Genomic DNA, 14,237 nt, shown 5'->3' with positions numbered 1-14,237 from the left:
CTGTTTCACAGCACGGACGTCAGTCCTCGTACGCGTCCAGCGGCGGGCAGGAGCACACCAGATTCCGGTCCCCGAAGGCCTGGTCGATCCGCCGCACCGGCGGCCAGTACTTGTCCGCGACGGACACCCCCGCCGGGAACACTGCCTCCTCACGCGTGTACGCGTGCTCCCACTCCCCACCGAGCGCGGCAGCGGTGTGCGGAGCGTTCCGCAGCGGGTTGTCCTCGCCCGGCCACTCGCCCGCCCCGACCTTCTCGATCTCCCCACGAATGGCGATCATCGCCTCGCAGAACCGGTCCAGTTCGACGAGGTCCTCGGACTCGGTCGGCTCGATCATCAGCGTGCCGGCCACCGGGAACGACATCGTCGGCGCGTGGAAGCCGTAGTCGATGAGCCGCTTGGCCACATCGTCCACCGACACCCCGGTCGCCTTGGTCAGCGGCCGCAGATCGATGATGCACTCGTGCGCGACCAGCCCGCCGGGGCCGGTGTAGAGCACGGGGTAGTGCGGCTCCAGCCGCTTGGCGATGTAGTTGGCGGACAGCACGGCCACCTGCGTGGCCCGCTTGAGCCCCTCGCCGCCCATGAGCCGTACGTACGCCCAGGAGATCGGCAGGATCCCGGCGGAACCCCAGGGCGCGGCCGAGATCGGCCCCACACCGGTCTCGGGCCCGGCCGCCGGCTGCAGCGGATGGTTCGGCAGATACGGCGCCAGGTGCGCACGCACACCCACCGGGCCGACGCCGGGACCGCCACCGCCGTGCGGGATGCAGAAGGTCTTGTGCAGGTTCAGGTGGGACACGTCACCGCCGAAGTGCCCCGGCTTGGCAAGCCCCACAAGGGCGTTGAGGTTCGCCCCGTCGACGTACACCTGCCCGCCGGCCTCGTGCACCTGCGCGCAGATGTCGGCGACATGCTCCTCGAACACACCATGCGTCGAGGGGTACGTGATCATCAGCACGGCGAGCTCGTCGCGGTACTGCTCGATCTTCGCCCGCAGGTCCTCGACGTCGATCTCGCCGTCCTCGGCGGTCTTCACGACGACGACCTTCATCCCGGCCATCACGGCACTCGCGGCGTTCGTACCGTGCGCGGACGACGGAATCAGACACACGGTCCGCTGCTCGTCCCCGTTGGCCCGGTGGTATCCGCGTACGGCGAGCAGCCCGGCGAACTCGCCCTGCGACCCGGCGTTGGGCTGCAGGGACACCTTGTCGTACCCGGTGACCTCGGCGAGCCGCTCCTCCAGCTCACGGATGAGCGTCAGATAGCCCTGCGCCTGCTCGGCGGGCGCGAAGGGGTGCAGCTGCCCGAACTCGGGCCAGGTGACCGGCTCCATCTCGGTGGTCGCGTTGAGCTTCATGGTGCAGGAGCCCAGCGGGATCATGCCGCGGTCGAGCGCGTAGTCACGGTCGGCGAGCCGGCGCAGGTAGCGCAGCATCGCTGTCTCGGAGCGGTACTGGTGGAAGACGGGGTGGGTGAGGTATTCGTCATCGCGCAGCAGCCCCTCGGGAATCGCCTCCCCGACGGCAGCGTCCAGCGCCTCGATGTCCCCCTCGACCCCGAACGCGCCCCACACGGCAGCGAGTTGGGCCCGCCGCGTCGTCTCGTCGCACGCGATCGACACATGGTCGGCGTCGACGAGGTACAGGTTGACCCCGTTCTCCCGAGCGGCGGCGGCGACCTCGGCGGCCCGCCCGGCGACGCGCACGGTCAAGGTGTCGAAGTAGGAGCCATGCACGACCTCGACCCCACCCGCCGCGAGCCCGGCGGCGAGGATGGTGGCGTACCGATGGGTCCGCCCGGCGATGCTCTTCAGCCCCTCCGGCCCGTGGTACACGGCGTACATGCCGGCCATCACGGCGAGCAGCACCTGCGCGGTACAGATGTTGCTGGTGGCCTTCTCCCGCCGGATGTGCTGCTCACGCGTCTGCAACGCCAGCCGGTACGCCTTGTGCCCGTCCGCGTCGACGGACACACCCACGAGCCGCCCGGGCAGGCTGCGCGCGAACTTCTCGTGTACGGCCATGAAGCCGGCGTGCGGCCCGCCGAAGCCCATCGGCACACCGAACCGCTGCGTCGTACCGACCGCGATGTCCGCCCCGAGCTCCCCGGGCGACTTCAGCAGCGTCAGCGCGAGCAGATCAGCGGCGACGGTGACGAGCGCGCCGAGCTCGTGCGCCTGGTCGATCAGCGGCTTGATATCGCGTACGACACCCGATGCGCCGGGGTACTGGACGAGCACGCCGTTGATCTCACGGGAGGCGATCTCGGCCGGAATGCCGTCACTCAGGTCGGCGACCACGACCTCCACACCGGTGGGCTCGGCCCGCGTCTCGATCACGGCGACGGTCTGCGGAAGCACGTCCGCGTCGACGAGGAAGAGGCCCTTCTTGTTCTTCCCCATGCGCCGGGACAGAGCCATGGCCTCGGCGGCGGCCGTGCCCTCGTCCAGCAGCGAGGCACCGGAGGTGGGCAGCCCGGTGAGGTCGGCGACCATGGTCTGGAAGTTGAGGAGGGCTTCGAGCCGCCCCTGGGAGATCTCCGGCTGGTACGGCGTGTAGGCCGTGTACCAGGCCGGGTTCTCCATGACGTTCCGCAGGATGACGGGCGGGGTGAAGGTCCCGTAGTACCCGAGCCCGATCATCGAGTCGAGCACCTGGTTCCGGTCGGCCAGCGACCGCAGCTCGGCCAGCACCTCGGCCTCGGTACGCGCCCCGGGAAGTTCGAGAGCGTCCGCGTTCTTGATCACATCCGGCACAGCGGCGGCGGTGAGCTCGTCCAGGGAGCCGTACCCGACCTGGGCGAGCATCTTGGCCCGCGCCTCGTGATCGGGACCGATATGACGCTGCTCGAACGGAATTCCCTGTTCGAGCTCGGCGAGCGGAATGCGGTGGGCGGTCATTGCGGAGGCCTCCTGGTCTGACGCGACCTTCGAGGGGCACCCCGGCGCGGGTACCCCGACGGCCTCCCCCTCTGTCATCTCAACCTGAGAGCTTCACCGGGTCGCCAAGAGCCCCCGGTTTTCACCGTCGGTGAGAGCGGAAGCCGTCGACACCCGCCCTGCTTTCCAGAGTGACCTCGTCCGTGCGGTACGTGTGCCTGAGAGATTCCGGGGAGGATTTGCTCCTTCGGCGCTTCCGGACGATCTCCGGAAGACTCTCCCGCACGGGGTCAGCAGCCGCAGCCAGCCTACCAAGCGAGCACCTCCCCCGGGCGTTCGAGTGGCCGCCTTCACCAATGTGCTCTTTTGTAGTGCTTACGAATGAGTTGCGACCAAGTGGAGGGCCCGTGCAGACCGACATCGATCCGCGCAACCTGATCGGCCGCAAGGCGTTCGACCGCAATGGCACGAAGATCGGCACCATCGACGAGGTCTACCTCGACGACGCGACCGGCGTGCCGGAGTGGGCGGCCATACGCACCGGCCTCTTCTCCCGGGACGCCTTCGTCCCCCTGGAGCCCAGCGAACTGGTCGAAGGCACACTCCACATCCCCTTCGACCGCTCCCTGATCAAGGACGCCCCCGACTTCGGCGTAGGCCGCCACCTCTCCCCCGACCAGGAACTCCAGCTCTACCACCACTACGGCCTGGACGTAGCTCCCCCACCCCCGTTCCCGGACCGAGATTTCGGCAACTTGGCAGGCACGGAGGACGCCGACGCGTAAGCCCACCCAACAGCGGCGCTGAACGCTGGCACAGCCTGCGGGCAGTCGTGCCGCTGGGGCGGCACGGGTGGGCGCAGGCGTCACCCCGCCAGCGCGGGCAAGCGAAACCCCCGCCCAGCCCCGGCACCGCTCAGGCACGAACCCCGTCCACAGCAGCCCCCGGTCTCCCGGCCGCCGGCACCAAGGGCAACGGCTCAGCCGGCTCCAATTCCGCGTCGTCGACCCGAAACGTCCGCACCCGCCCCACCTCCGACTGCGGCGTCTCGAACCGCACGGTCACCCGCCCGAGCCCACTCCCCTGCACCCACCCATGCCCGAACTCCGCATGCCGCACATCATGCCCAGCAGCCCACCGCCGCTCACCACCCCCCACCTGCACCTCCGCCGCCCCGGCTCCCCCTTCCTCCGAGGAATGCTCCGCTTCAGCCGCCTCCTCGGCCTCCCCCACCCCCGCGGCCTGCGCGAACAAGTCCTCCTGTGTGTAATCCGCAAGCCCGCTCACCCCGACCCCCAGCAACCGCACACCCCCCGTCGTGTCCACGGACTCCAGCAACCGAGCCGCAGCCTCCCGCACCACAGCCGGATCATCCGTGGGCCCCCGCAAGGTCTCGGACCGCGTCAGCGTCGAGAAGTCGTACCGCCGAACCTTCAGCACGATCGTCCGCCCCGACAGCCCGGCCCCCCGCAGCCGCCGCACACACCGGTCCGCCAGCCGCTGCACCTCCATCCCCACCCTCAGCCGGTCATGGATGTCCACGTCGTACGTGTCCTCGACCGACACCGACTTGGCCTCCCGCTCGGCCACCACGGGCCGGTCGTCCCGCGCCAGCGCCATCGCGTACAGCGCATGCCCGTGCGCCTTCCCCAGCAGCCGTACGAGCTCGTCCTCCCCCGCCTCGGCCAGCTCGTCGACCGTGGTGATCCCGGCCCGCCGCAGATGGTCCCCCGTCGCCGGCCCCACCCCCGGCAGGATCCGCACCGGCATCGGTCCCAGCATGGCCCGCTCGGTCCCCGGCTCGATCAGCACCAGCCCGTCCGGCTTCGCCTCCTCGGACGCGATCTTCGCGAGCATCTTGGACGCGGCGAGCCCCACGGACCCGGTGAGCCCCGTACCCGCCCGTATGTCGGCCCGCAGCTTCTCTCCCACCAGCCGCGCCGACGCCTCGTCCCAGGCCGCCTCCCCGGCCTCCAGATCCACGAACGCCTCGTCCAGGCTGAGCGGCTCCACCAGCGGCGACAACGCGTGGAGCAGCCCCATCACCTGCTCGCTGATCGCCCGGTAGAACCCGAAGCGCGGCACGAGATACGCGGCGTTAGGCGCCAGCCGCCGCGCCTGGGCCATCGGCATCGCGGACCGCACCCCGAAAACCCGTGCCTCGTACGAGGCCGTGGCCACCACCCCACGCGGCCCCAGCCCGCCCACGATGACGGCCTTCCCGCGCAGACTCGGCTTGGACGCCTGCTCCGCCGAGGCGTAGAAGGCATCCATGTCGAGATGCAGGATCGTGGGCGCGTTTCTCACATATCCGATGCTGCCCTACGCCACTGACAATGGCCCCGAACGACCGTCCGGGGCCTCCGGCCCTCACCAGCGCTCGCGTGCGCTCAGACGGCCCTGTTGCGCCGCCGCGCCAGCTCGTCCGCGGGGTTCTGTCCGATCAGGGTCTCGCCGGTGTCGATGCGCTCGCCGTGCAGCTGCGACAGCGCGCTCTCGACGTCCCGCCACACCACGCCGACGGCGATCCCGAAGACGCCCTGGCCGCCCTGGAGGAGCGCGTGGACCTCGTCGGGCGAGGTGCACTCGTAGACCGTGGCGCCGTCGCTCATCAGCGTCATGCGCTCCAGGTCCCGGAAGCCCCGCTCACGCAGATGCTGCACCGCGGTCCGGATGTTCTGCAACGACACGCCCGTGTCCAGGAACCGCTTGACGATCTTCAGGACGACGACGTCCCGGAAGCTGTACAGCCGCTGCGTCCCCGACCCGTAGGCGGGCCGCACGCTCGGCTCGACGAGCCCGGTGCGCGCCCAGTAGTCCAGTTGCCGGTAGGTGATGCCGGCGGCGGCACATGCCGTCGGCCCGCGATAGCCGATCTGCTCGGACGCCATGGACGTCGCCCCTCCGCTGCTCGGCACGGCCGCCGGTCGCTGCGGAGCGTGATCGGCCGCGCTGCTGTGAAGCGGATACGGGCCGCTCTCCCCCAGACTGCGTCCGGGGGCACCCCCAGCCGTACCGTCGCCGCTGCTTCTCACGCCGACCTCCGTCCTTGACCTGCCTCCTCGACGGTAGGCAGCCACCAGGGGTGCGTCAACGACCGCCACACTCGGCACGCCGAGTGATAATCACCCTAGGAGTGGTTTCCCGTACCCCACCGCGGGGAAAGGCTAGCCGAATGCGCTCGGGACGGGCCGCAGGACTCTCTCACGCGCCGGTGGCAAATGCCAGCATTTCAGTGGTGACCGGACATGGCCGACCCGTCACGGACGGCTGGTCCGCCGGATCGGCCGCGTCTCACTGGCTGCTGGTGCCGAAGTCCTCGGGCGAGATCTGGTCGAGGAACTCGCGGAACTTCTCCACCTCGTCCTCCTGCTCGTCGGGGATCGCGATGCCCGCGTCGTCGAGCACGCCGTCGCTGCCGTAGATCGGCGTGCCGGTGCGCAGGGCCAGCGCTATGGCGTCGGACGGACGGGCGCTCACCTCGACTCCGCTGGCGAAGACCAGTTCCGCGTAGAAGACGCCCTCACGCAGGTCCGTGATGCGCACTTCGGTGAGCTCCTGGCCGACGGCCTCCAGCACGTCCTTGAACAGGTCGTGGGTCAGCGGTCGTGCGGGGGCCATGCCCTGCTGGGCGAAGGCGATCGCCGTCGCCTCCCCGGGCCCGATCCAGATGGGGAGGTAGCGGTCGCCTCCCACTTCACGCAGGAGCACGATCGGTTGGTTGGAGGGCATTTCGACCCGGACACCTACGACATCGAGCTCGTTCACACAGCAACCCTAGGACGTGCCCGGGACGTTTGGGTAGTCGGGCAGAGAACGGGGGGTCTATCCGGCCTTCGCGCACCCGCCCGGCTCAGGGCAGGCGCACGCCGAGCGCGGTCTGCACGAGGGCCGCGTGCAGCCGCACCGTGAGCGCCGCCAGTTCCTTCGTACGGGCCTCGGCGTGCGCCCTGGTCTGCGGATTGCGGTGGCGCTTGAGCGGCGCCACCACCTGGTCCACGAGGCCGGCCTCACGGTCCGCGGCCGCCTTCATCACCCGAAGGTGGCGCGGCTCGATCCCGAACCGCCCGAGTTCCACGACGAGCGAGGCCACGGTGACCGCCTCGGCGTCGTAGGCACCGTCGGGCAGCGGTGCGAGGAGCCCGTACGACTCCCACTCCTGGAGCTCCTCGTCGCCGATGTCGGCCGCGGCGAGCAGCTCGGCCCGCCCGATCCGGGCGGCGGTGGGCCCCTCGGAGACCTCCAGGACGGCCTCACCGTCCCGCTGACGGCCCACGGTGGGCAAGGGGACCGCCTCACCGCGCTCCATGGCGTCCAGGTGCTCGCGGATCACCTTGAGGGGCAGATAGTGGTCCCGCTGCATTCTCAGCACGTGACCGAGGCGCTCGACGTCCCCTGCGGTGAATTTCCGGTACCCCGACGGGGTCCGCTGCGGCTCGATCAACCCTTCCGACTCCAGGAACCGGATCTTGGAGATGGTCACTTCGGGGAACTCGTCGCGCAGCACGTTCAGCACCGTGCCGATGCTCATCAGCCCACTGTCCGTGGCGGCGGTGCCGTGGCCGGCACCACCGCTCGGTGTTTGAAGCATGGACCTTCCCTGGGGATTCCCCGGACCGGGCCGGGGCGGCTCAGTAGCCGCGCTGGCTCGCGTAGAACACCAGCCGGTACTTGCCGATCTGCACCTCGTCGCCGTTGTTCAGGCCGACCTGGTCGATCCGCTCGCGGTTGACGTACGTGCCGTTGAGGCTGCCCACGTCGGCCACCGTGAACGAGCCGTCCGCGCCGCGGCGGAACTCCACGTGCCGACGCGAGACCGTCACATCGTCGAGGAAGATGTCGCTCTGCGGGTGGCGCCCGGCCGTGGTCAGGTCGCCGTCCAGCAGGAAGCGGCTGCCCGAGTTCGGTCCGCGGCGGACCACCAGAAGCGCGGAACCCATCGGCAGCGCGTCCACGGCCGCCTGCGCCTCGGGAGAGAGGGCCGGCAGCTGGGTCTGGCCAGTGGCCTCGGCATCGTACGCCTCGAGGCCGGAAATGGAGATCGTGGACGTGGTCTCGGACGGTCGCTCGGGGGTGGCCCCGGGCCGCAACGGAGCGCCGCAGTTCGAGCAGAAGCGGCTGTTCTCCGCGTTGCGGTTACCGCACCTCGTACACACCAGGGCCGACATAGGGGAAAACCCTCCACCCGTACTTGAGGTTGACGGTTGCCCGAAACCTATGCCGCCGGACTGCGCAGGGTCAACAGACGGCGCGCCCTGACCTCCGGAAATGTCACCGCCCGGACCAGCGACCTGATCGCGGAACAGGGGTCGCTGACCCTCTGCGTCTGGCTGTGCGCGATGGCGAGCGGTCGCGTTGCTGTCGCTGCCCTCTCGCGCGCTCTTGCCGAACAACCTCTGAAACAACTTCACGGGCGATTCCCCTTGACCGAAACAGACCCGCCCGTGGGGCAGGACGAACCCTGACTCAATACGCCGGCCGACCCGGACATCCTCACAACGTCCGTAACCACCAGACAGTTTCCACCACGCACCACCCATTCGGTGCGCCGACCCCCCGCAACCTCATGCCCCTGCCGGACGTCCCCCATGCACCGCCGGTTCACTGGGAGGACGACCGAGCGTAGTCAGGCTGCTTCGCCGCTCGCAAGGCGTCCACGACGATCTTGCTCGATCGCTCCACGGTGACCGTGGCCTGCTCCTTCTCGAGAGTCTGCACCACGCCTCCAGGGATGTTGAGCGCCGGTTCGAGGTCCTCGGGCTTGCCGATGACCTCGAAACGATAGGGAGCGTTGATCTTGTTCCCGTCGACGCTCACGCTCTTGCCCGAGTCCGTGAGGTAGGTGCCGGCCACCACACGGACGTCGTTCACCTGGATCGCCTCAGCCCCGGCCGCGCGCAACTCCTGGATCGTGTCGAGCAGCATGTCCGCCTCGACCGTCCCCTTCGTGTCGTCGATCGTCATCGTGATGCCGGGCCCCTGCGCGGCCACCGTGCCCGCCAGAATGCCGAGTTGCTTCTCCTTCTCGACCGTCTGCTTGCGGGCCTCCTCTGCCTGGTCGGAGCTGTTCTCCAGCTCGTCGCGCTGCTTCTCCAGTCCCTGCTTCTCGTCCTCAAGACGCTGCGTACGGTCGTCGAGTTCATCGAGGATGCGAACAAGATCTTCCTGACGCGCACCGCGCAGGGCACTGTCGCTGTCGCTGTTCGAGGCCACCTGGACGGCCAGCCCGAAGCCGAGGCCGAACAGCAGCACCGCGACGATGAGTTGGGCCCGGGTGACGCGCGGCGGCCACAGGCCCTTGGCCAGCCGCTGCCGGCCGGTCAGCTCGGGCTGCTTCTCCTCGGGAGCCTCCGCCTCACCCTCGGAGGTCTCCGCGGGCACTTCTTCGGGCAGTTCCTTGCGCAGCCTGTTGTCGGGCGTCTCTTCCTTGTCGCTCATCGGCCTCACGCCCGGAACACGTGCCGGCGGATCGCGGCGGCGTTCGAGAAGATGCGGATACCGAGTACGACGACGACACCGGTGGACAGCTGCGCGCCCACGCCCAACTTGTCGCCCAGGAACACGATCAGCGCGGCGACGACCACGTTGGACAGGAACGACACCACGAAGACCTTGTCGTCGAAGATGCCGTCGAGCATGGCCCGCAGACCGCCGAAGACGGCGTCCAGCGCCGCGACGACGGCGATCGGCAGATAAGGCTCGACGACCGCCGGAACCTCAGGCCGGACCAACAGTCCGGCCACGACTCCCACGACGAGGCCCAGTACGGCGATCACGATGTGCCCTTCTCAGTTTTCTCGGTGCTCGGCTGTGCTGTGCGTACGATCACACTCGGTGCTGCGGGCAACCGGAGGTCGTCCTCGACGGAAATGCCCGTCCGGATGCCGTAGTTCTCCTGCAGCGCGTGCAGATAGAGCCCGTCGGCGCTGTTCTGGAACCTGGTGCTCAACTGCTTGCCGTTGCCCACGGCGAGCACCGTATAGGGCGGAACCAGTGGCTTGTTGTCGACCAGTATCGCGTCACCCGCGGCCCTGATCGCCGACAGTGCCGTCAGCCGCTGCCCGTTGATGGAGATGGCCTCGGCACCCGACTCCCACAGCCCGTTCACCACACGCTGCATGTCGCGGTCGCGGACGCGGCCGGTGTCGGAGAAGTCGGTGGTCTCGCGCGGGTTGCCGTTGCCGCCGCTGGTCGCTTCCTTGGCGTCGTTCACGACCAGTTTCACGCCCGGCCCGTGCACTTCGACGGCGCCCGACAGAACGCCCACGAGCTCACTCTGGTCCCCGCTGCCGCTCTTCTTGAGGGCTTCGCGCTGGCTGGCGCTCACGTCGTCGCGCAGCTTGTCGACGGAGCCCTCCAGCTTGTCCGCCGCGGCCGTCTCCCGGTCGATGCGGTCGATCAGCTCCTGGCGCTCCTTGGCTACGACGGGAGCCGCCACGCGCGCCTGTGCCGCTCCGACGGTCACCACCAGGGCGGCGAGCACGAGCCCGGCGGCCAGTCCCAGCTTCGCCCGGAGGGTCTTCGGCATGCCGCCGGCGCCGTCCGCCTTCTTGCGGGCGGCGGCCTCGGCGTATCCGTCGTCGAGGCTGTGATCCATGACGTTGGTGAGCAGCGACATGGATGCGTCCGGACGCGAGGGTCGCGCGGGTGTGCTCCGAACGGGGGGCTGCTGCGGCATGCCGCACATCGTCGCACGTCGCGACTACTACCTCCGAATGGCCCCACCGGCGTGCCGGACAGGCCCCCTTGAGGACACCTGTCCGGCACGCGCGCGTGCTGCGTCTCTCAGCGCCCGGCGCTGTCCACGACCGCCGACCACTCGTCGAGCAGGGCCTGCGCGGAGGCGTCGTCCGGCCCCTCCGCCCACAGATGGGTGACCGCCTCCGCGGGGTCGGGCAGCACCATCACCCAGCGCCCGTCGGTCTCCACCACCCGCACGCCGTCGGTGGTGTCCACGAAGCGGTCTCCGGCCGCCTCGACGACCCGGCGCATCACGAGTCCCTTGACGGCCCAGGGAGTCGCCAGATCCCGCTTCAGGACGTGCGCACGCGGAATCCGCGCGTCGATCTGGCTGAGCGTGAGCTGCGTCCGCGCCACCAGCCCGATCAGCCGTACGAAGGCCGCCGTACCGTCGAAGACACTGCTGAACTCCGGGACGATGAAGCCGCCCTTGCCGTCGCCGCCGAAGATGGTCGACTCGTCACGTCCGACGCGGGTCAGATCGTCGGGCGAGGTCGTCGTCCACTCGACCTGTGTCCCGTGGTACGCCGCCACCTGCTCGGCGATACGGGTCGTGGTCACCGGAAGCGCCACACGGCCGCTGCGCCGCTCCGCCGCCACCAGGTCGAGCATCACGAGCAGCGCCCGGTCGTCCTCGACGATCCGCCCCTTCTCGTCGACCAGCGACAGCCGCTCGCCGACGGGGTCGAACCGCACCCCGAAGGCGGCACGAGAGGACGCGACGATCTCACCGAGCCGAACCAGCCCCGACCGCCGTACGTCGCTGGTCTCGGTGGGCCGCGACTCGTCGAGCCCCGGGTTGATGGTCAGCGAGTCCACCCCCAACTTGCCGAGCAGACTGGGCAGCACGAGCCCCGCACTGCCGTTCGACGCGTCGACGACGACCTTCAGCCCGGACTCGGCGATCCCGGTCGTGTCGACATTGCGCAGCAGCGATCCGGTGTACGAGTCGAAGACACTGGCCGGGAAGTGCAGATCCCCGATCTCACCCGGGAACGCCCGCCGATACTCCTGCCGCGCGAAAACCCGGTCCAGCTTCCGCTGGCTACCCTGCGACAGATCGGCGCCCTGCCCGTCGAAGAACATGATGTCCACGGAGTCCGGCACCCCGAGCGTGGTCCGGATCATGATCCCGCCGGCACTGCCCCGCGCGGTCTGCTGCCGGGCCACCGGCAGCGGTACGTTCTCCAGATCTCGTACGTCGATGGCGCTGGCCTGCAGCGCGGAGATCACCGCCCGCTTGAGGGCACGCGCACCACGGGAGTGGTCGCGGGCCGTGGTGACGGTGGAGCCCTTCTTGAGCGTCGTCGCATAGGCGCCGGCGAGGCGCACAGCGAGCTCTGGCGTGATCTCCACGTTCAGGATGCCGGACACCCCACGGGCACCGAAGAGATGGGCCTGTCCCCTCGACTCCCAGATGACCGAGGTGTTGACGAAGGCACCGGCTTCGATGGTCTTGAACGGATAGACCCGCACATTGCCCTGAACGATCGATTCTTCACCGATCAGGCACTCGTCACCGATGACCGCACCGTCCTCGATCCGTGCGGCACGCATGATGTCGGTGTTCTTTCCGACGACACAGCCACGAAGATTGCTGTGCTGCCCGACGTACACGTTGTCGTGGACGACGGCCTTGTGCAGAAAAGCACCGCTCTTCACGACGACGTTCGAACCCACGACGGTGTGCTCACGGATTTCCGCACCGGCCTCGACCTTGGCGTAGTCGCCGATGTAGAGCGGCCCGCGCAGAACGGCATCGGGATGCACCTCGGCACCTTCCGCCACCCACACACCCGGTGAGATCTCGAAGCCGTCGAGCTCGACGTCGACCTTGCCCTCCAGGACGTCGGCCTGCGCCTTCACATAGCTCTCGTGCGTGCCTACGTCCTCCCAGTAGCCCTCGGCGACATAGCCGTAGATCGGCTTGCCTTCCTTCATCAGCTGCGGAAAGACATCGCCCGACCAGTCGACGGGCACATCGGCCTCGACATAGTCGAAGACCTCGGGCTCCATGACATAGATGCCCGTGTTCACGGTGTCGGAGAAGACCTGCCCCCAGGTCGGCTTCTCCAGGAAACGTTCGACCTTGCCCTCTTCGTCGACGATCGTGATGCCGAATTCCAGCGGATTGGGCACACGGGTCAGACAGACGGTGACGAGCGCACCCTTTTCCTTGTGGAAATTGATGAGCTCGGTGAGGTCGAAGTCGGTCAGCGCATCGCCGGAGATGACGAGGAAAGCATCGTCCTTCAACGCCTCTTCGGCGTTCTTGACGCTTCCGGCGGTACCGAGTGGCTTCTCCTCGTTGGCATAGGAGAGCTCCATTCCGAGCTCTTCGCCGTCGCCGAAGTAGTTCTTGACCAATGAGGCCAGGAACTGGACAGTTACGACGGTCTCGTTCAGCCCATGCCTTTTGAGCAGCCTCAGCACATGCTCCATGATCGGGCGGTTGGCCACAGGCAGGAGCGGCTTGGGCATGCTTGAGGTCATGGGGCGAAGGCGTGTGCCTTCACCTCCGGCCATCACGACGGCCTTCATGTCGGAAGCGTCCTCCTCAAAGAGACGACGGTCTAGCCGACTTCACCCGTCCAGATTGTCCCGCACTTTTCCGCCGGAAGCCATCGAGCCACAACGGCCGGGCAATCGACGAGTTCAGTCGGCCATGGCGTCCGCACGGACCAGGCGGCGGACTTGTACCACGTAGAGGACTCCTGCCCACCAGTACAGCGTTGTACCCCAACCTGCGAACGCCCATCCGAAAATAGCAGCGAGTGACGAGATCCATCCAGTTCCGTCACTGAGCAGGAGCAACGGGAAGGCATACATCAGGTTGAAGGTGGCCGCCTTCCCCAGGAAGTTCACCTGCGGCGGCGGATAGCCGTGCCGTCTGAGGATGCCCACCATCACCAGCAGGACCAGCTCCCGCGCCAGAAGTACAGCGGTCAACCAGATTGGCAGAATCTCGCGCCAGGTGAGACCGACCAAAGTCGAGAGAATGTAGAGCCGGTCGGCCGCGGGATCGAGAAGCCGGCCGAGGCTGCTGATCTGGTTCCACCGACGCGCGAGCTTGCCGTCCAGGTAGTCGCTGATCCCGCTCAGAGCCAACACCAGCAGCGCCCAGCCGTCACTCTTGGGCCCCCCGAACTCGGGCCTGAGAATCAGCCACAGGAAGATCGGTACGCCGACGAGACGCGCCATGCTGAGGATGTTGGGGATGGTGAGGACCCGGTCCGTCTGGACGCGGGTCTCCTGGACCTCCACCCGGGGGCCTCCTGTGGGAAACGAGCCAACGATGCCCCCTGACCTTACCTCAACGCAAAAAAGCTCTGGCTCTTGGGCTTGTATGCCCAAGAGCCAGAGCTCTAAAAGGAGTTCGGCGGCGTCCTACTCTCCCACAGGGTCCCCCCTGCAGTACCATCGGCGCTGTAAGGCTTAGCTTCCGGGTTCGGAATGTAACCGGGCGTTTCCCTCACGCTATAACCACCGAAACACTATGAAGTTAGACCGGAAAACACACGGTCGTTGCCTCAGAACTAACACAGTGGACGCGAGCAACTGAGGACAAGCCCTCGGCCTATTAGTACCGGTCACCTCCACACCTCACGGTGCT

At 68.2% G+C, this 14,237-nt stretch carries 12 protein-coding genes, 1 rRNA gene and 1 riboswitch; of the genes, 1 reads left to right on the top strand and 12 read right to left on the bottom strand.

What is annotated here, in order from left to right; genetic code table 11:
• Positions 1 to 19: 19 nt before the first annotated feature.
• Complete coding sequence (gcvP, locus tag ABZ848_RS10800) at positions 20 to 2,905, bottom strand: aminomethyl-transferring glycine dehydrogenase (protein WP_360828675.1); 2,886 nt, start codon at positions 2,903 to 2,905, stop codon at positions 20 to 22.
• 175 nt (positions 2,906 to 3,080) lie between these two features.
• Positions 3,081 to 3,177: riboswitch (glycine riboswitch) on the bottom strand.
• A 114-nt stretch (positions 3,178 to 3,291) separates the two neighbouring features.
• Between gcvP and ABZ848_RS10795 the strand changes: the two genes are divergently transcribed.
• Entirely contained in the window at positions 3,292 to 3,669 is a 378-nt protein-coding gene (locus ABZ848_RS10795) for a PRC-barrel domain-containing protein (protein WP_360828672.1), read from the top strand.
• A 130-nt stretch (positions 3,670 to 3,799) separates the two neighbouring features.
• Here the strand turns inward: ABZ848_RS10795 and ABZ848_RS10790 are convergent, their stop codons facing one another.
• From ABZ848_RS10790 to rrf, 11 genes are all read right to left on the bottom strand, one after another.
• Positions 3,800 to 5,191, bottom strand: a complete 1,392-nt coding sequence (locus ABZ848_RS10790; RefSeq protein WP_360828669.1) for a DNA polymerase IV — start codon at positions 5,189 to 5,191, stop codon at positions 3,800 to 3,802.
• Between the two features lie 83 nt (positions 5,192 to 5,274).
• The gene (locus ABZ848_RS10785; protein ID WP_360828666.1) at positions 5,275 to 5,919 is read right to left on the bottom strand and encodes a MerR family transcriptional regulator; all 645 of its coding nucleotides are present in this window, start codon (positions 5,917 to 5,919) and stop codon (positions 5,275 to 5,277) included.
• Between the two features lie 259 nt (positions 5,920 to 6,178).
• Positions 6,179 to 6,652 (bottom strand): bifunctional nuclease family protein, encoded by a 474-nt coding sequence (locus ABZ848_RS10780; RefSeq protein ID WP_004002801.1) that lies wholly within the window; start codon positions 6,650 to 6,652, stop codon positions 6,179 to 6,181.
• Positions 6,653 to 6,737: 85 nt separating this feature from the next.
• On the bottom strand, positions 6,738 to 7,475 hold the full coding sequence (locus ABZ848_RS10775; RefSeq protein WP_360828663.1) for a MerR family transcriptional regulator: 738 nt from the start codon (positions 7,473 to 7,475) through the stop codon (positions 6,738 to 6,740).
• A 40-nt stretch (positions 7,476 to 7,515) separates the two neighbouring features.
• Positions 7,516 to 8,424, bottom strand: a complete 909-nt coding sequence (locus tag ABZ848_RS10770; RefSeq protein ID WP_242777628.1) for an FHA domain-containing protein — start codon at positions 8,422 to 8,424, stop codon at positions 7,516 to 7,518.
• 61 nt (positions 8,425 to 8,485) lie between these two features.
• Positions 8,486 to 9,322, bottom strand: a complete 837-nt coding sequence (locus tag ABZ848_RS10765; protein WP_360828660.1) for a DUF881 domain-containing protein — start codon at positions 9,320 to 9,322, stop codon at positions 8,486 to 8,488.
• A gap of 5 nt (positions 9,323 to 9,327) precedes the next feature.
• Entirely contained in the window at positions 9,328 to 9,660 is a 333-nt protein-coding gene (locus ABZ848_RS10760) for a small basic family protein (RefSeq protein ID WP_003988855.1), read from the bottom strand.
• Entirely contained in the window at positions 9,657 to 10,562 is a 906-nt protein-coding gene (locus tag ABZ848_RS10755; RefSeq protein WP_360828656.1) for a DUF881 domain-containing protein, read from the bottom strand. The genes ABZ848_RS10760 and ABZ848_RS10755 overlap by 4 nt, the downstream gene beginning before the upstream one ends.
• A 107-nt stretch (positions 10,563 to 10,669) precedes the next feature.
• Entirely contained in the window at positions 10,670 to 13,165 is a 2,496-nt protein-coding gene (locus tag ABZ848_RS10750; protein ID WP_360828653.1) for a mannose-1-phosphate guanyltransferase, read from the bottom strand.
• A gap of 114 nt (positions 13,166 to 13,279) precedes the next feature.
• Positions 13,280 to 13,888, bottom strand: a complete 609-nt coding sequence (locus ABZ848_RS10745; protein WP_360828650.1) for a CDP-alcohol phosphatidyltransferase family protein — start codon at positions 13,886 to 13,888, stop codon at positions 13,280 to 13,282.
• Positions 13,889 to 13,998: 110 nt separating this feature from the next.
• Positions 13,999 to 14,115, bottom strand: a 5S ribosomal RNA gene (rrf, locus tag ABZ848_RS10740).
• Positions 14,116 to 14,237 lie beyond the last annotated feature (122 nt).

It is taken from the genome of Streptomyces sp. NPDC047081 (assembly GCF_040643775.1).
Taxonomy (GTDB): domain Bacteria; phylum Actinomycetota; class Actinomycetes; order Streptomycetales; family Streptomycetaceae; genus Streptomyces.
This window is presented reverse-complemented; position numbering and strand designations above follow the sequence as displayed.